Below are 17486 nucleotides of genomic sequence, written 5' to 3' on the forward strand. Positions count from 1 at the left end.
CACAGTCAATCGCCTGGGCGGCGATCCGCTTCAGCCCCTCGCCGCGGTCTCAGGCGCCCAGCAGACTCTGCCCGCACACGCGCAGCACCTGCGCGCTCAGCGCCCCCGAACCGGGCTGGGCGAACCAGGCCACGGCTTCGGCAACATCCTGCGGCAGGCCGCCCTGGCTCATGGAGTTCATCCGTCGCCCGGCTTCGCGGATACCCAGCGGAATGGCCGCGGTCATCTGCGTTTCGATGAACCCCGGCGCCACGGCATTGATGCTGATGCCTTTCTTCGCCAGGGCCGGCGCCCAGGCCTGGGCCAGGCCTATCACGCCGGCCTTGCTCACTGCGTAATTGGTCTGGCCCATGTTGCCGGCGATGCCACTGATCGAGGCGATTAGTACCACGCGGCCGTTGTCGTGCAGCTTGTCGGCCTCCAGCAGCGCCTGGGTCAGCACCTGCGGGGCCTTGAGGTTGACGTCGATCACCGAGTTCCAGAAGGCATCGCTCATCTTCGCCAGGGTCTTGTCGCGGGTGATGCCTGCGTTGTGCACGACGATATCCAGGCCTTCGGGCAGCGCCTCGACCAAGCGCTGCGGCGCGTCTTCGGCGCAGATATCCAGGGTCACCGCCTGCCCACCCAGGCGCGCTGCCAGAGCCTGCAGTGCGTCGGCAGCCTGGGGTACGTCGAGCAGCACCACGTCGGCGCCATCACGGGCGAGCACTTCGGCGATGGAGGCGCCGATGCCGCGCGAGGCGCCGGTGACCAGCGCCTTCTTGCCGGCCAGCGGGCGCGTCCAGTCCCTGACCTGTTCGGTGCAGGCGCCCAGGCGCAGCACCTGGCCGGAGATGTAAGCGCTCTTCGGCGAGAGGAAGAAGCGCAGCGCGCCTTCCAGCTGCTGGTCGCCGCCTTTGCCGACGTACAGCAGCTGCACGCTGCCGCCGCGGCGAATCTCTTTGCCCAGCGAACGGGTGAAACCTTCCAGCGAACGCTGCACGCTGGCGGCGACGGGATCCTTGAGCGACTCGGGGGCGCGGCCCAGCACCACCACGCGCGGGCTGTTGGCCAGGCCTTTGAAGGTTGGCTGGAAGAAGTCGCGCAGCTCGATCAGTTGCTCGAAGCGGGTCAGGTGGCTGGCGTCGAATACCAGGGCCTTGAGCTTCGGACCGTGCTCGGCGGTCCAGCGTGGCAATTGCAGTTGGCCCTCGCGAGCGCTGAACAATTGATCAGTGAGCTTGTTGGCGAAAGGCAGCACGGCCGTCAGCAGTTCGCCGTCACCGCCCAGCAGCAGCGCGCCGTCCACCGGCCTCACGCGGCCGGCCATCCAGCGTTCCAGGCGCACTGGCGCCGGCAGGCCAAGGGCACCAACCAGGCGGCGGCCGGTGGAGGAGTTGGCGAAGGCGAGATAACGATCGGACATGAAAGACTCCTGCGGGCGAATCGAAAGTCGTGTCACTGTACGCGGCGACAGGCAAAGCGCAATTGACTCTGTTGCCTCATGCACCGGCAAGGCGGCCAATGTTCGTGCCTGCCTGAGGTTTAGCCTGTTGGACCAAAAGATGTGGGCGCGAATTCATTCGCGAAAAATTCGCTCCTACAAGGTGTCACAGGTTTTTGCTCAGCCACATTGGCCTTCCGGTCAGGCGATTGCCCTGCCTGTGTGGCCGGCAGGCTAAAGTGTATGCCTGATTTCATTCAGCTCTTCGACCAGCAAGGAGTCCTCATGGCCCAGTTGCGCCGGGTCGCCATCGTAGGCGGCAACCGTATTCCGTTCGCCCGTTCCAACACCGTCTACGCCAGGGCGAGCAACCAGGAGATGCTGACCAGCGCCCTCGAAGGGCTGGTGGAGCGCTTCAACCTGCACGGCGAACGCCTAGGCGAGGTGGTGGCCGGTGCGGTGCTCAAGCATTCGCGAGATTTCAACTTGACTCGCGAGTGTGTGCTGGGCTCGCGCCTGGCGCCGGAAACCCCGGCCTACGACCTGCAGCAGGCCTGCGGCACCGGCCTCGAAACAGCGATTTTGGTGGCCAACAAGATCGCCCTCGGGCAGATCGACTGCGGCATCGCCGGCGGCGTCGACACCACCTCCGACGCGCCTATCGGCGTCAACGAGGGGCTGCGGCAGATTCTGCTGGAAGCCAACCGGGCCAAGAGCACCGGTGACAAGGTCAAGAGCCTGCTGAAGATTCGCCCGCGCCACCTGGCGCCGCACATCCCGCGCAACGGCGAGCCGCGCACCGGGCTGTCGATGGGCGAGCACTGCGAACTGATGGCGCAGCGCTGGGCCATCCCGCGCGACGAGCAGGATCAGCTGGCGCTGGCCAGCCACCAGAAGCTGGCCGCGGCCTACGCCGAAGGCTGGCAGGACGACCTGATGACGCCGTTTCTCGGCCTGACTCGCGACCAGAACCTGCGCCCGGACATCAACGCAGAGAAGCTCGCCTCTCTCAAGCCCTGCTTCGAGCGCGGCCCGCGCGGCACCCTGACCCCGGCCAATTCCACGCCGCTGACCGATGGCGCCTCTGTGGTGCTGCTGGCCAGCGAGGAGTGGGCCCAGGCCCATGGTCTGCCCGTACTGGCCTACCTGCGCGATGGCGAGGCGGCGGCGGTGGATTTCGTTCAGGGCAAGGAGGGCCTGCTGATGGCGCCGGTCTACGCGGTGCCGCGTCTGCTCGCGCGCAATGGCCTGACTTTGCAGGACTTCGATTACTACGAGATTCACGAAGCCTTCGCCGCCCAGGTGCTGTGCACGCTCAAGGCCTGGGAAGACGCCGACTATTGCAAGGAGCGCCTAGGCCTGGACGCGCCGCTGGGTTCCATCGACCGCAGCAAGATGAACGTCAAGGGCAGTTCGCTGGCCGCCGGCCATCCATTCGCGGCCACGGGCGGGCGTATCGTCGCCAACCTGGCCAAGCTGCTCTCGGTGGCTGGAGAGGGGCGCGGTCTGATTTCCATCTGCGCCGCCGGCGGTCAGGGTGTGACCGCGATCCTCGAACGGTAATCCAATACGGGTGAGCGTAAGTCATCGCGTTCACTCGATGTAAGCAACTCCGTGATTCTGGCGGCCCGCTTAGCGCGTGGCCGCTTTTTTTTGCGCGCACGTTCGCGGCGGGGTGCCGCTCCTACAGGTAGGGGCCACCGCTTTTCGTAGGAGCCCCGCGTCGGGGCGAAGCTTTTTTGGTGAACGCTGCGGTGGCCTGTCGCGCGGCAAATCACCACAGCGCTTGCGGTGTCTTTAGCGGCTAGTCTTTTAGTGCGCATTGATCCAGATCAATGCGTCATTTCGTGTTTTGCTCAGTAGCCTTTTGGCTGCAGTTCACTTCAATAAGAACAATTTCAGCTCGTTTGACTCCAAGACTGGAGTCTATGGATCGGCTTTGCGTGCTGGGGCCGAAATAACCCTGAATGAGGATGTGACATGTTCGGCCTAGAGGCGCTCGATCTCGCCCGAGTCCAGTTTGCCTTCACCATTTCCTTCCACATCGTCTTCCCGGCCATCACCATCGGCCTGGCCAGCTACCTGGCGGTGCTCGAAGGTCTGTGGTTGAAGACCAGCAATACGCTGTACCGCGATCTCTACCACTTCTGGTCGAAGATCTTCGCAGTCAACTTCGGCATGGGCGTGGTCTCCGGCTTGGTCATGGCCTATCAGTTCGGCACCAACTGGAGCGCCTTCTCCGACTTCGCCGGTGCGGTGACCGGGCCGCTGCTGACCTACGAGGTGCTGACCGCGTTCTTCCTCGAGGCGGGCTTCCTCGGCGTCATGCTGTTCGGCTGGAATCGCGTCGGGCCGGGCCTGCACTTCTTCTCCACGGTGATGGTGGCCATCGGCACGCTGATTTCCACCTTTTGGATCCTCGCTTCCAACAGCTGGATGCACACCCCGCAGGGCTTCGAGATCGTCGACGGTCGGGTGATACCGGTGGACTGGTTCGCCGTAGTGTTCAACCCGTCGTTTCCCTATCGCCTGACGCACATGGCCACCGCGGCTTTCCTCGCCACCGCCTTCTTCGTCGGTGCCTCGGCGGCCTGGCACCTGCTGCGCGGCCGTGACAACCCGGCGATCCGCAAGATGCTCTCGATGGCGCTGTGGATGGCGCTGCTGGTGGCGCCGGTGCAAGCCGTCATCGGTGACCTGCACGGCCTCAACACGCTCAAGTACCAGCCGGCGAAGATCGCCGCCATCGAGGGCCACTGGGAGAACGTTGGCGACGAGCCGACCCCGCTGATCCTCTTCGGTTGGCCGGACATGGAACGTGAGGAAACCCGCTTCAAGGTGGAGATTCCCGCGCTCGGCAGCCTGATCCTGACCCACAGCCTGGACAAGCAGGTGCCGGCGCTGAAGGACTTCCCGCCGGAGGATCGCGCCAACTCCACCATCGTCTTCTGGACCTTCCGCATCATGGTCGCCATGGGCCTGATGATGATCTTCACCGGACTGTGGGGCACCTGGCTGCGTCGTGGTGATCGGCTGTACACGTGCCGGCCATTCCTGCACCTGGCGGTGTGGATGGGGCCGAGCGGTGTGATTGCCATTCTCGCCGGCTGGTACACCACCGAGATCGGCCGTCAGCCTTGGGTCGTCCATGGCCTGATGCGCACCGCCGACGCCTCCTCCGGTCATAGCGCGACCCAATTGGGCTTTACCCTGGCGTTGTTCGTGGTGGTCTATTTCGCCCTGTTCGGCGCCGGCATCAGCTACGTGATGCGCCTGGTGCGCAAGGGACCGCAGCTCGACGAGGGGGATGAAGCCCCTCAAGAAGGCGGGCCTGGCAAGCCTCGTACTCCGGCGCGGCCATTGTCGGCTGCCGATGAGGGTACGCAAGACGGTGAGTCCGACACGCTGCCGGAAAGGAGTTGAACATGGGTATCGATCTTTCGCTGATCTGGGCAGTGATCATCGCCTTCGGGGTGATGATGTACGTGGTGATGGACGGCTTCGATCTGGGCATCGGCATCCTCTTTCCCTTCGTCAGGAACGAGGGCGAGCGCGATGTGATGATGAACACCGTGGCACCGGTATGGGATGGCAACGAAACCTGGCTGGTGCTCGGTGGCGCCGGCCTGTTCGGCGCCTTCCCGCTGGCCTACTCGGTGGTGCTGAGCGCCCTCTACCTGCCACTGATCCTGATGCTGCTGGGGCTGATCTTCCGCGGCGTGGCCTTCGAATTCCGCTTCAAGGCCAAGGCCGAGAAACGTCACCTGTGGGACAAGGCCTTCATCGGCGGTTCGCTGACCGCCACCTTTTGCCAGGGCGTGGCGTTGGGGGCCTACATCGACGGCTTCGAGGTGGTCGACCGGACCTTTGCCGGTGGCGCCTTCGACTGGCTAACGCCGTTCTCGGTGTTCTGCGGCCTGGCACTGATCGTGGCCTACGCGCTGCTTGGCTGCACCTGGCTGATCATGAAGACCGAAGGCCGCCTGCAGCAGCAGATGCACGATATGGCGCGGCCGCTGGTATTCGTGGTGCTGGCGGTGACCGGCATAGTCAGCCTGTGGACGCCGCTGGAGCACCCGGCGATCGCCGAGCGCTGGTTCAGCCTGCCCAACCTGTTCTGGTTCATGCCGGTGCCGGTGCTGGTGCTGCTGTGCACCTACGCGCTGCTGCGGGCGGTGGCCGACAACCGCAACTACTCGCCGTTCCTGCTCACCCTGGTGCTGATCTTCCTCGGCTACAGCGGCCTGGGCATCAGCCTGTGGCCGAACGTGATCCCGCCATCGATCAGCATCTGGGAGGCTGCCGCACCGCCGCAGAGCCAGGGTTTCATGCTGGTCGGCGCGTTGCTCATCATCCCCTTCATCCTGATGTACACCGCGTGGAGCTATTACGTGTTCCGCGGCAAGGTGACCCAGGACGACGGTTATCATTGAGATCCGGTCCAAAGCCTGCTGTACGTCGTCCCTGCGGCGTTAAAAGCAGGCTCGGCCAGCTTATTTACAGCTCGTCAAACCGAGCGCGACTCCGGCCGATCCTCGCCTGCTTTGATTAGCCGGAGGTCGTTACTTACGTTGTGCCTCGCATGGCTCTAGCGCGAGGCGTTGAATCAGTTCGAAGGAGGCGATATGACCAAGGTCGAGCAAGAGAAGAAACCCCTGTTGCAGCGTCTGGGTTGGCTGGTGCTGATCTGGACGGCCAGCGTGCTGACGCTGGGCGCGGTGGCCTGGCTGCTGCGCCAGTTCATGAGCGCGGCGGGGCTCGGTACGCCGGGTTGAACGCTGGCAAGGCTGGCGCCCCCATGAGTCAGTAGGGGTGCGATAGCCTGTCGGATATGTTTGAAAATCATTTCCAACTGTAATATTTTCTCGGCCTTTCCCGGCACCGAGTAGCGTTCGTGTCCCTGCCTGTCGATCCTCAGCCCCCCGAAGAGCTGTTCCGGCGCCATTCCTCGGAGCTGTTGCGTTTCTTCACCCGGCAGACACGCTGCAGCGAACTCGCCGCCGACCTGCGCCAGGAAACCTGGCTGCGCCTGCAAGGGCGCCGGACCGAGGAGATCGGCAACGTGCGCGCCTTTCTCTACCGTATCGCCCGCAACCTGCTCATCGACCACCACCGCCAGCAGCAGGCTCGCCCGCAACTGGCGCCGCTCGACGAGGCGCTGGAAAGCGAACTCCCCGAACCCGAACGCGCCACCGAGGACAGCCGCCGCCTGGCTCGTCTGCAGACGCTGATGCGCGAGCTACCCGAGCATCTGCGCCAGGCGTTGTTGTGGAATCGCCTGGACGGCCTCACGCAGCGTGAGATCGGCGAGCGCCTTGGCGTCTCGGAAAGTATGGCCGGACGCTATATCCTCAAGGCCCTCGAATATTGCCAGGAACGCATGGATGACAACTGAGGCGGATTTGCGCAGCCAGGCCCGGGAGTGGCTGGTGCTGCTGAACTCCGGGCGGGCCAGCGCGGCCGATCGCGCGGCAGCCGAGCGCTGGCGCCATGCCAGTGCCGAGCACGCCAGCGCCCTGGCTGAAGTGGAACGCCTGTGGACGCTGCTCGGCCAGGTCGAGCGCCCGCCTGCCGTGGTGCAGGCGATGCCGCGTCGTGTGCGGCGCTGGCCGCTGCCCCTGGCCACCGCGGCCTGCCTGCTGCTGGCTCTGTGGCTGGCGCCGCCCGGCTGGCATGCCGACGTGCGTACCGAGGCCGGCGAGGTCCGTGAGGTGACGTTGGACGATGGCTCGCAGCTGCAGCTCAACGGCGCCACCGCCCTGGACTGGGACGCCAACGCCGATGGCCTGCGCCGCGTGCGCCTTTACCGCGGCCAGGTGGATTTCCAGGTGGCCGCCGATGCGGCGCGTCCCTTCGTGATCGAGGCCGGCGAAGCGCGCATCCTCGTCACCGGTACCCGCTTCGACGTCAACCTGCTGGGCGATCAGGTACTGCTCGCAGTCACCGTGGGGCATGTGCAGGTCAGCGATGCTGGCGGCAGCGAGCGGGCCGTGCAGGCCGGCGAGCAGATCGCCTGGCAAGGCGGGCGCCTGCAGTCCCTGGAGCCGCTGGACCGCGCCCGGGCATTGGCCTGGCAGCGTGGCCGCCTGGTGTTCCGCGATCGCCCGCTGCCCGAAGTGTTCGAGGAGCTACAGCGCCAGCAGTCGCAGCAGGTGCTGTTCCTCGACGCGCAGGCGCGTGCGCTGAAGGTGACCGGGGTGTTCGCCCTGGACGATCCGCAGGCGGTTCTGCACGCCATCGAGACCGCCCTGCCGGTCAAGCTGACCCGGCTGCCGGGCGTCCTGCTGGTGTCGTCGCGCAGCTGATGAGCTGGGCGTAGGATCGGACCGCTCGGGCTGCAGCAGAAAAACTCGCGGACAAGTCCGCTCCCACAGGACAAGCGGCGCTGCTGAATTTGTGGGAGCGGACTTGTCCGCGAACTGAGCGCAAGCGAACGGTCATCGCCAGGTCAATCCGTAGCCCGGATGCAAATCCGGGGGAATAATTCGCGCTACCACCCCGGATTTCATCCGGGCCACATATCTGAATTTGTGGGAGCGGACTTGTCCGCGAGCTGAGCGCAAGCGAACGGCCATCGCCAGGTCAATCCGTAGCCCGGATGCAATCCGGGGGGAACAATCGCGCTACCACCCCGGATTTCATCCGGGCCACATATCTGAATTCGTGGGAGCGGACTTGTCCGCGAATCTGAGCGCAAGCGAACGGCCATCGCCAGATCAATCCGTAGCCCGGAAGCAATCCGGGGGAATAATTCGCGCTACCACCGCGGATTTCATCCGGGCCACATATCTGAATTCGTGGGAGCGGACTTGTCCGCGAACTGAGCGCAAGCGAACGGCTATTACCAGGTAAATCCGTAGCCCGGATGCAATCCGGGGAACAATTCGCGCTACCACTCCCGTATTTCATCCGGGCTACGTTCTCGGTGTCGGGCCTCTCTTCGCAAAAATATCGCGCTTCCGGTTCAGGAATGCGAATCGCCTTCGTCTTCTGTTTCTGCAAATGCGACTTCTTCGCATGACTAGCCAGCAGAGCACAGGACACCCGCATGCGTTCGTTTCCCTTCCTCCCGACGTTGATCGCGCTTTCCCTTGGTCTTGCCGCCGCGCAGGTACAGGCCGTCGAACTCGATATTCCGGCCCAGCCCCTGGATTCGGCGCTCACCGATTTCGCCGAGCAGGCCGGCGTCCGCCTGCTGTACGACGCCAGCCTGACCCGTGGCGTGGGCGGCAGCAGCGCGTTGAAGGGCGACTACTCCGTCAGTGACGGGTTGCAGCAGCTGCTACAGGGCAGCGGCCTGACCTTCAGCATCGGCGCCGATGGCACCGTTACGCTGATCCCGCGCCCCGCGGATGACGACGTGTTGGAGCTGGGTGCCACTACCGTCAGTGGCCAGGCCGACGGCCGCCGCGACCTGCCGAGTGAGTACGCCGGTGGCCAGGTGGCGCGCGGCGCCAATATCGGTTTGCTAGGCAACCAGGACATGCAGGACGTGCCCTTCGCCTTTTCCAGCTACACCAGCGAACTGATCGAGACGCGCCAGGCGCGGACCCTGGCCGACGTGCTGGCCAGCGATCCGGGTGTGCGCCAGTCCTACGGTTTCGGCAACTTCTCCCAGGTCTTCGTCGTGCGCGGCTTTCAGCTGTTCAGCGACGATATCGCCTTCAATGGCCTGTACGGCATCCTGCCCCGGCAGATCATCTCCACCGAGTCGGTCGAGCGGGTCGAGGTGTTCAAGGGCGCCAATGCCTTTCTCAATGGCGTGTCGCCCAGTGGCAGCGGCGTCGGCGGGGCGATTAATGTGGTGTCCAAACGCGCCGAGGATACCCCGACGCGCAGTTTCACCCTGGATTACGCCAACGATAGCCGGGTAGGCGGGCACCTGGATCTCGGCCAGCGTTTCGGCGAGGACAACCGCTTCGGTGTACGGGTTAACCTGGCGCAGCGTGAGGGCGAGACGGGCATCGATGACGAACACTCGCGCTTCGGCCTGGCGAGCATGGCGCTGGACTACCGTGGTGAGCGCCTGCGCCTGGCGGCGGATCTGGGCTACCAGAAGCAGCGTGTGAACGAAGGCCGGTCCGTGGTGTACCTGACCACCACTGGCGCGACCTCCACCCTCAACGGCAAGGTGCCCTCGGCGCCGGACTCCAGTCACAACTACGCGCAGCCCTGGAGCTGGTCGCAGCTGGAAGATACCTACGGCATGTTCAGCGCCGAGTATGACCTGTCGCCGTCCTGGACGGCCTACCTCATCGGTGGCGGCAAGTACACGCGGGAGAATGGTGTATACGCCTCCAGCTACGTGTACGGTGCCGATGGCGCGGCGCGCATCGGTCGCCTGTATTCGCCGCTGGATCAGGAAACCCTGAGCGTGGCCACCGGCCTACGTGGCGAGCTGCTGACCGGGCCGGTCAGCCACAAGCTCAACCTGGCAGCCAACGGCATCTGGCAGGAAAAGCGCAATGCCTTCGAGTCCACCGCTGTTGGCAATCGTGGCTACGGCAACCTCTACGAGGGCCTGCCCGTACCGGTGCCCGCGGCCAGCCCGCCTTCCGGCGACCTGCACGATCCGGATACCACTGCCAAGGTGCAGAACAAAAGCCTGGCCGTGTCCGATACCCTGGGCTTCTACGATGATCGTGTGCTGCTGACCCTGGGCGTTCGGCGCCAGACCATCGGTGCCGATGCCTGGAGCGCAGCCAATGGCAGCCGTACCTCCAACTACCAGGAGAGCATCACCACACCGGCCTACGGCCTGGTGATCAAGCCCTTCGAGTACCTGTCGCTCTATGCCAACCGCGTGGAATCGCTGCAGCAGGGCCCAACCGCGCCCAATGCCGCGAACAACCGCGGGACGATGTTCGCGCCATATCGCTCCAAGCAGACCGAGCTCGGGGTGAAGCTGGACTGGGGGCGCTTTGGCGGCAACCTGAGCGTCTTTCGCATCGAGCAGCCACAGGGCGTGATCGATGGCAACGGCAACTACGGCGTGGATGCCGAGCAGCGCAACCGCGGCGTCGAGCTGAGCCTGTTCGGTGAGCCGCTCAGCGGCCTGCGTCTGCTGGGCGGAGCAACCTGGACGGAGGCGGAGCTGCGCGGCACCGCTGGTGGTGCCAATGATGGCAACCAGGCCGTCGGGGTGCCCGAGTTCCAGTTCAACGTCGCGGCCGACTGGGACGTGCCGGGCGTGCCCGGTCTGAGCCTCAATGGCCTGTTACTGCGCACCGGTGGCCAGTTCGTCGACGCCGGCAACGACTACAGCATTCCCGCCTGGACCCGCGTCGACCTGGGCGCACGCTACAAAACACGCCTGGACGAGCGCGCGGTGACTTTCAACGCGGTACTGGAGAACGTCGCCGACGAGAACTACTGGGCGTCGGCCAACGGCGGTTACCTGACCCAGGGCGCGCCGCGCACCTTCAAGGTGTCGGCGACCGTCGATTTCTGAGACGCCCGCCGCCGCGCATAAGCTGCCTGTGTTCGCCCGGCGGTTGATCCCGCCGGACGATTGTTTTCATACTGACCTCCTTTGCCGCATGCCGAGGAGGCCCGATGTTCGCCCTCAGCGACACCCTGGAGCGGCGCTTTGCCGCGCTGAGAACCACCGCCGATTTCCACTCGCTGCGCCATGTGCAGGAGAGCCGGGAGTCCTACTGGGTGCGCCGGCGGGTCGCGCAGGCACCGTCCTTCGTCGATGACGCCGGCGCCATGCTCACCGTGCGCATCGCCGGCGTTGAGGCCTATGTGGCCACCAGTGACATCAGCCAGGCCGGCCTGCAGGCCGCGCTGGAGCGAGCCGAGCGGATGGCCCGAGCCCTGGCCGGACATAACCTGCTGGATCTCGCCAGCCTGGCGCAACCGGCCGAGCTGAGCGATGACGTGATGCCCGGTTACGACCAGCCGGTGGCTGGTGCCGCGCACTGGTTCGAGTCGCTGATGGCCGAATCGGCGCTGATTCCCCGCGATGCGCGTCTGGTCGACAGCCATGTCGGGCTGACCTTCACCTGCCATGAACAGATCTACCTCAACAGTGCCGGCGCCCGTCTGCGCCGAGCCCAGCGTTATGTCTTTCCACAAGTCGGCGTGACCGCCAGTGACGAGCGCGACAGCCAGAGCCGCAGCTTCGGCGGCAGCCACCTGGCGCGCCAGGGTGGCGCCGAGGTGCTCGATCAACTGGGTGTGCCGGGCAGTGCCGCGCGCATCGCCGATGAGGCGTTGCAGTTGCTGCTGGCGCCGAACACGCCGAACGACTCGCGTGACCTGCTGCTGATGCCTGACCAGATGATCCTGCAGATTCACGAATCGATCGGCCACCCGCTGGAGCTGGATCGCATCCTCGGTGACGAGCGCAACTTCGCCGGCACCAGCTTCATTCGCCAGGAAGACTTCGGTCACTACCGCTACGGTTCGCCGCTACTCAATGTCAGTTTCGACCCGGGCGTGCCGGGAGAGCTGTCCAGCTATCGTCATGACGACGATGGCACGCCGGCCGAGCGCCAGTTGCTGATCCGTGACGGCATTCTCCAGCGACCGCTGGGCGGCGCGCTGTCGCAGTGGCGCAGCGGCCTGCCGGGCGTCGCCAACAGCCGCGCGTGCAGCTGGAACCGGCCGCCCATCGACCGCATGGCCAACCTCAACCTGGAGCCGGGCGACAAGAGCCTGGCCGCGCTGATCGGCGGCATTGAGCGCGGCATTTTAATGAGCAACAACCGCTCCTGGTCGATCGATGACGCGCGCAACAAATTCCAGTTCGGCTGCGAATGGGGCCAGTTGATCGAGAACGGCGAGCTCAAGGGCGTGGTGAAGAACCCCAACTACCGCGGCATCAGCTCGCGCTTCTGGCGCAACCTGCGTGCGGTGGGCGATGCCAGTACCTTCGAGGTACTCGGCACGCCCTACTGCGGTAAGGGCGAGCCCAACCAGGTGATCCGCGTCGGGCATGCCTCGCCCGCCTGCGTATTCGCCGATATCGATGTATTCGGAGGGGCTGCCTGATGGACGCACGGCAACATTTCAGCGCCTTGCTGGCTCGACTGCAGGCGCAGGTCGGCAGCGAGGAGGGCTTCACCCTGGCCTATGGCGCCGAGGACTCCAGCTTCATCCGTTTCAATCACGGGCAGGTGCGCCAGGCGGGGCAGGTACAGCAGGCGTACGCCACCCTGTCGCTGTACCAGGGGCAGCGTCACGCCGAGCACAAGCTGGCGCTCAGCGGTGTGCTCGACGAGGACGCGTCGCGCCTGCAGCAGGCCTTGCAGCAACTGCGCGCCGTGCTGCCGACCTTGCATGATGACCCTTATCTGCGCTTGAACCGCGAGGCCTGGCGCAGTGAACTGGCGGCCGTGGGCGAGCCGCTGGACAGTGCGGCCATGGCGCAGCAGGTGGTCGCCGCGGCGCGCGGCCTGGACCTGGTCGGATTCCTCGCTGTCGGCCCGCAGTATCAGGGCTTCGCCAGCTCCTGGGGTGCGTTCGGCTGGTACGCGGCGAGCAGTTTCAACCTTGAGTTCAGCCTGTTCCACGACAACGGCCAGGCAGTGAAAAGTGCCTATGCCGGCGAGCAGTGGGACGCTCAGGCGTTCGCCCGCAAGCTCGATGGCGCCCGGCAGCAGCTGGAATTTCTCGGTCGCCCGGCCAGGGCGCTGCAGCCCGGGGCCTACCGTGCCTACCTGACGCCTGCGGCGCTGGAAGAGCTGGTCAGCCTGTTCTGCTGGGGCTTCGGCGCGCAGGCGCTGGCCTCCGGCGGCAGCCCCCTGCAGCGCCTGTTCAATGGCAAGGCTGAACTCAGCCCGCGGGTGACCATGGAAGAGCGCATCGAAGGCGGCCTGGCTCCAGCCTTCACCGCCGAAGGACCTCGCCAGCCGTTGCGCCTGATCAGCCAGGGGCGATCCGGCGAGCGCCTGGTCAGCTCGCGTAGCGCCGCCGAGTACGGGCTGATCGCCAATGGCGCCTGCCGAGGCGAGTACCCGTTGTCGTTGCGCATGCACGGTGGTGAGCTGGACGAGCAGGAGGTGCTGCAACGGCTAGGCACCGGCCTGTACATCGGCAACCTGTGGTACGGCAATTTCTCCGACCTGCCGGCCGGACGCCTGACCGGCATGACCCGCTTCGCCACCTTCTGGGTCGAGGACGGGCAGATCCAGGCGCCCGTCGACACCATGCGCTTCGACGACTCGCTGTTCGAGTTCCTCGGCCCGCAACTGGAGGCGCTGACCCGCGAACCGGAACTGCTGCTGCCCAGTGGCACCTACGGCGCCAGACAGACGGGTTCCATGGCGTTGCCGGGGGCGCTGCTTTCGCGCTTTACCCTGACGCTGTGAGTTTCAACCGAGCATGTGAGCGCGCAGCATGCGCTCCTCTCGCATGATGTGGATGATGAAAACTCTTTCCTCGCTGTGCCGATAGAAGATGCGGCAAGGGGGCACCACGACTTCGCGATAGACGGAGCCAGGAAGCTCCTCTGGTACATGGCCGGAGAGAGGAAACTGAGCTAGCCGCGACACGGTGTCCATGACCCTGCCTACCAGCGCTCTGGCGGCATCGGGGTTATCGAGGGCTATGTATTCGGCGAGGTCGTTGAGCTGCTCCAGGGCGGGGCTTGTCCAGACTATTTCAGCCACTTGCCCAGCCGCTCCCTGGCCTGATCGTGATTAAGGGTATTGCCTTCCACAATGGCCCGTTCGCCGCGTGCCAGGGCATCCAGCAGCGCGAGGCGTTTCTGCATGAATTCATAGTCCTGAACATCCACCAGATAGGCCGAGGGTTGCCCATGCTCGGTAATTAGCACGGCTTCCTTGGTCTGTTGCAGGTCCGCGAGGATCTTGGTGGCATGTCGCTTCAGGTTGGTTACCAACTCGACTTTCATGATGGCTGACCGGCGTTCGATTGAAAGTGCTACTTTAGTGATACTCTGCCATCGTTACAATTCGTCTATCACTTGCTTGCCTTGAGCACCACGAATTTGGGGTTGGCCGCTACCTGCTCAACGCCGCGGAACAGGCGCGCCAGCTTGGCGTGATAGCCGAGGTGGCGATTACCGACGATCCACAGCTCGCCACCGCTGACCAGTGCCGCGCGGGCCTGCTGGAACATGCGCCAGGCGAGAAAGTCGCCGACCACCTGCTGCTGATGGAACGGCGGGTTGCACAGCACCAGATCCAGCGAGTCGGCCGGCTGCTCTGCCAGGCCGTCTCCGGCGCGTATCTCCACGGCGCGCTCGCCGAGCGCCGCGCGCCAGTTCTCCTGGGCTGACTGCACGGCCATGTACGACTCATCCACCAGGGTCAACTGCGCCTGCGGGCTGCCCAGGGCGTAGGCGATGCCGAGCACGCCGTTGCCGCAGCCAAGGTCGGCGACGCGGGTGCGCCCGAGGTGCTTCGGCATGTGCGGCAGGAAGGCGCGCGTGCCGATGTCCAGGCCGTCGCGGCAGAACACATTGGCGTGGTTGAGCAGTTCGATGGCCGGTTTGTCGAGACGGTAACGCGTGGGGTAGGGCGAGCTTGGAGCTGCCTTTACTTCTGGCGTGGCCGTCAGCAGGCGCGCCTTCTTCACCGCCAGCGAGGCCTGGACCGGGCCGACGTATTCTTCCAGCAGATCACCCGCCGCACGCGGCAGATGCTTGACCATCGCCCCGGCCACCACGCGGGCGTTCGGCGTCAACTGGCCATGCAGGCGAATCAGTTGCTCCTCCAGCAGCGCCAGGGTTTTGGGTACGCGGATCAGCACCCAGTCGAACGGTCCCTGCGGTGTTTCGCAGCTCGGCACAAAGGACACTGCATCGCTGCCCAAACCATTGGCCGCGAGGTTCTTCTGCAGTGCGAGGAACCCCAGGTGCGAATCGCTGCTGCTGGTCACCCGGCAACGCCTGGCCAGCGAACAGGCGAGGGCGCCAAAGCTGTCGTTGAGCAGCAGCACCGAGTCCTCGGCTCGCAGGCCCTGCTCGTACAGATGGTTGAGCAGATACTCGTCCGCGGCGTCGAAAGCTTGCAGAGGCTCGTTCGCCTGATGCGGTTGGCGCAGCAGCTCGAGGCTGGCGAAGGGAGTCGTGAAAATAGGCATGGAAACCGTCAGTGTTTGCCGGCCGCACAATGCGCGACACTGGCAGCAGATTCGAACAAGGGGGCGATTATGACCGTCAGCGAAGACAAGTTCACCCGTCAGACGCTACTCGAGGTACACAGCCTGACGCCGAGCCTGTTTACCTTACGCACTACCCGTGATGCCGGTTTTCGTTTTCGCGCCGGGCAGTTCGTACGCCTGGGGGTGGAAAAGGCCGACGGCAGTCTGGTCTGGCGCGCCTATTCGCTGGTCTCGGCGCCGCATGACGAGTTTCTCGAGTTCTTCTCCATCGTGGTACCGGGCGGCGAGTTCACCAGCGAGCTGAGCCGTCTGGTCGTTGGCGACAGCCTGCTGGTGGAGAAAATGGCCACCGGCTACCTGACCCTGGACCGCTTCGTCGATGGTCGCGACCTGTGGCTGCTGGGCAGTGGCACCGGCATCGCGCCGTTCCTGTCGATCCTGCAGGATTTCGAGGTGTGGCAGCGTTTCGAGCGCATCGTATTGGTGTACAGCGCCCGGACCTGTGCCGAGCTGGCGTATCAACCGCTGATCAGGGGGCTTGCCGAGCTTGAGTATCTGGCCGAGTTCGCTGACAGGCTCACCTACCTGCCGGTGGTCACCCGCGAGCAGGCGCCGGATTGCCTGAACGCGCGCGTTACCGATCTGCTCGACAGTGGCGAGCTGGAGCAGGCCGCCGGGCTTGAGCTGACGCCTGAGCATTCGCGGGTGATGATTTGCGGCAACCCGCAGATGATCGACGATATTCGTCAGCGTCTGAAGGCGCGGGGGCTTAACCTGAGCCTGACCCGCAGGCCGGGTCAGGTGGCAGTCGAAAACTACTGGTGATCAATCTTCGCGGATCGATTTGATCCGGTGCTCCCAGCGGCGCTTGGCGAAGCGGCGCATGTTGGGGATATCGTCGGTCTCGTCGAGAATCGGCTTGCCGATGATGGTTTCCATGATGTCTTCCAGCGTCACCAGGCCGCGCCAGCTGCCGAACTCGTCGTACACCAGGCACATGTGCTGACGTTCCTGCATCAACAGGGTCATCAGGTTTTCCACGTTCATGCTTTCCGGCACGACTTTGAGCGGCTTCATGATCCGGGTGATGGGCTCGGCATCGTTCTCCGCGGCCAGGGCGTCGTAACGGAACACCACGCCCAGTGGTGATTCGTCTTCGCCAATGACCGGGTAGCGGGAGAACTGGCTTTCCCGGGCACGTGCCTTGAACGCGGCGATCGACTCATCCGGTGCGGCCGACTCGCAGACGATGCGCGGCGTCATGATGTCGCGCAGACGAATCTCGTGCAGGTCGAGGATATTGCCGATCACCCGCTGCTCGTCTTCGTCGAGCTTGCCCACCTCGCGGCCGAGCAGGGTCAGCGCCTTGATTTCCTGGCAAATGTCATGCTCCGGCTCCTTGCCGCCGAACAGGCGCATGATCAGGTCCGACAGTACGATGAATGGCTTGAGCAGCAGGATCATCGCCCGCAGCAGGCTCGGCAGAAAGGGCGCCAGGGTGCGCCAGTAACGGGCGCCGATGGTCTTCGGCAGAATCTCCGAGAGCACCAGAATCAGCAGGGTCATGACCGCCGAGGCGATACCCAGGTAACCGTCACCGAAGACGATTGCCACCTGCGCACCGACACCGGTCGCACCAACGGTATGCGCCACAGTATTGAGGGTCAGGATGGCCGCCAGCGGCTGGTCGATCTTGTCTTTGAGCTCTTTCAGCCTTTCGTACAGCTGAGGCTTTTCGACCTTCTGCTGAGCGATGTAACTGGGCGTTAGGGAGAGCAGGGCGGCTTCGAGGATGGAGCAGATGAACGAAACCAGAATGGAAAGGACAGCGAACGCTATCAGGAGTGTCATGTAGGGGGATAAGTGACCAAGGGGCAGCCAATTTAGCGGAAATACAGAGGAATATGCAGGAAAGCTGCAACATTTCATTTCATATTGCCGGTCCGGCCTATTCTACCGCGGCTCTCGGCCCGGCATCGCTAGAGGG

15 protein-coding genes are annotated in these 17486 nt (G+C 64.6%); 10 read left to right on the forward strand and 5 right to left on the reverse strand.

The annotated features are described in order from the left end of the window. Window positions 1-49: 49 nt before the first annotated feature. Window positions 50-1405, reverse strand: a complete 1356-nt coding sequence (locus tag B2U07_RS18840; RefSeq protein ID WP_275547237.1) for a 3-oxoacyl-ACP reductase — start codon at window positions 1403-1405, stop codon at window positions 50-52. A 303-nt stretch (window positions 1406-1708) separates the two neighbouring features. Between B2U07_RS18840 and B2U07_RS18845 the strand changes: the two genes are divergently transcribed. The 9 genes from B2U07_RS18845 to B2U07_RS18885 all read left to right on the forward strand — a co-directional run bounded on the left by B2U07_RS18845 (window position 1709) and on the right by B2U07_RS18885 (window position 13740). Continuing rightward, window positions 1709-2986: an acetyl-CoA C-acetyltransferase gene (locus B2U07_RS18845; protein ID WP_275547236.1), complete on the forward strand. Its 1278-nt coding sequence runs from the start codon at window positions 1709-1711 to the stop codon at window positions 2984-2986. Window positions 2987-3403: 417 nt separating this feature from the next. After that, window positions 3404-4846: a cytochrome ubiquinol oxidase subunit I gene (locus B2U07_RS18850; RefSeq protein ID WP_197859155.1), complete on the forward strand. Its 1443-nt coding sequence runs from the start codon at window positions 3404-3406 to the stop codon at window positions 4844-4846. A gap of 2 nt (window positions 4847-4848) precedes the next feature. Then, window positions 4849-5856 carry a cytochrome d ubiquinol oxidase subunit II gene (gene cydB, locus B2U07_RS18855; RefSeq protein WP_275547235.1) on the forward strand — a complete coding sequence of 336 codons (1008 nt, stop codon included), beginning with the start codon at window positions 4849-4851 and terminating at the stop codon, window positions 5854-5856. Window positions 5857-6048: 192 nt separating this feature from the next. Then, a complete protein-coding gene (locus tag B2U07_RS18860; protein ID WP_197859157.1) occupies window positions 6049-6198 on the forward strand; it encodes a DUF2474 domain-containing protein in 150 nt (49 codons plus the stop codon). A 119-nt stretch (window positions 6199-6317) separates the two neighbouring features. Further along, on the forward strand, window positions 6318-6818 hold the full coding sequence (locus tag B2U07_RS18865; protein WP_275547234.1) for an RNA polymerase sigma factor: 501 nt from the start codon (window positions 6318-6320) through the stop codon (window positions 6816-6818). After that, window positions 6808-7728, forward strand: a complete 921-nt coding sequence (locus B2U07_RS18870; RefSeq protein WP_275547233.1) for a FecR family protein — start codon at window positions 6808-6810, stop codon at window positions 7726-7728. Before B2U07_RS18865 ends, B2U07_RS18870 begins: the two co-directional genes overlap by 11 nt. Window positions 7729-8471: 743 nt before the next feature. Then, window positions 8472-10874: a TonB-dependent receptor gene (locus tag B2U07_RS18875; RefSeq protein ID WP_275547232.1), complete on the forward strand. Its 2403-nt coding sequence runs from the start codon at window positions 8472-8474 to the stop codon at window positions 10872-10874. 104 nt (window positions 10875-10978) lie between these two features. Next, window positions 10979-12421, forward strand: coding sequence for a TldD/PmbA family protein (locus tag B2U07_RS18880; protein ID WP_275547231.1), 1443 nt, complete (start codon window positions 10979-10981; stop codon window positions 12419-12421). After that, window positions 12421-13740, forward strand: coding sequence for a TldD/PmbA family protein (locus tag B2U07_RS18885; RefSeq protein ID WP_275547230.1), 1320 nt, complete (start codon window positions 12421-12423; stop codon window positions 13738-13740). Before B2U07_RS18880 ends, B2U07_RS18885 begins: the two co-directional genes overlap by 1 nt. 3 nt (window positions 13741-13743) lie before the next feature. Here B2U07_RS18885 and B2U07_RS18890 read toward each other — a convergent pair whose 3' ends face one another. From B2U07_RS18890 to B2U07_RS18900, 3 genes are all read right to left on the reverse strand, one after another. Beyond that, a complete protein-coding gene (locus B2U07_RS18890) occupies window positions 13744-14040 on the reverse strand; it encodes a type II toxin-antitoxin system RelE/ParE family toxin (protein WP_275547229.1) in 297 nt (98 codons plus the stop codon). After that, on the reverse strand, window positions 14028-14285 hold the full coding sequence (locus B2U07_RS18895; RefSeq protein ID WP_197859164.1) for a type II toxin-antitoxin system Phd/YefM family antitoxin: 258 nt from the start codon (window positions 14283-14285) through the stop codon (window positions 14028-14030). The genes B2U07_RS18890 and B2U07_RS18895 overlap by 13 nt, the downstream gene beginning before the upstream one ends. A gap of 68 nt (window positions 14286-14353) precedes the next feature. Further along, a complete protein-coding gene (locus B2U07_RS18900; protein ID WP_275547228.1) occupies window positions 14354-15478 on the reverse strand; it encodes a class I SAM-dependent methyltransferase in 1125 nt (374 codons plus the stop codon). Between the two features lie 69 nt (window positions 15479-15547). Between B2U07_RS18900 and B2U07_RS18905 the strand changes: the two genes are divergently transcribed. After that, a complete protein-coding gene (locus B2U07_RS18905) occupies window positions 15548-16324 on the forward strand; it encodes a ferredoxin--NADP reductase (RefSeq protein WP_275547227.1) in 777 nt (258 codons plus the stop codon). Here the strand turns inward: B2U07_RS18905 and B2U07_RS18910 are convergent, their stop codons facing one another. After that, complete coding sequence (locus B2U07_RS18910) at window positions 16325-17350, reverse strand: CNNM domain-containing protein (protein WP_296277457.1); 1026 nt, start codon at window positions 17348-17350, stop codon at window positions 16325-16327. It lies immediately after the preceding gene. Between the last annotated feature and the right edge of the window lie 136 nt (window positions 17351-17486).

Source organism: Pseudomonas sp. UBA7530, assembly GCF_002479365.1.
In the GTDB taxonomy this organism is placed as follows: Bacteria; Pseudomonadota; Gammaproteobacteria; order Pseudomonadales; family Pseudomonadaceae; genus Aquipseudomonas.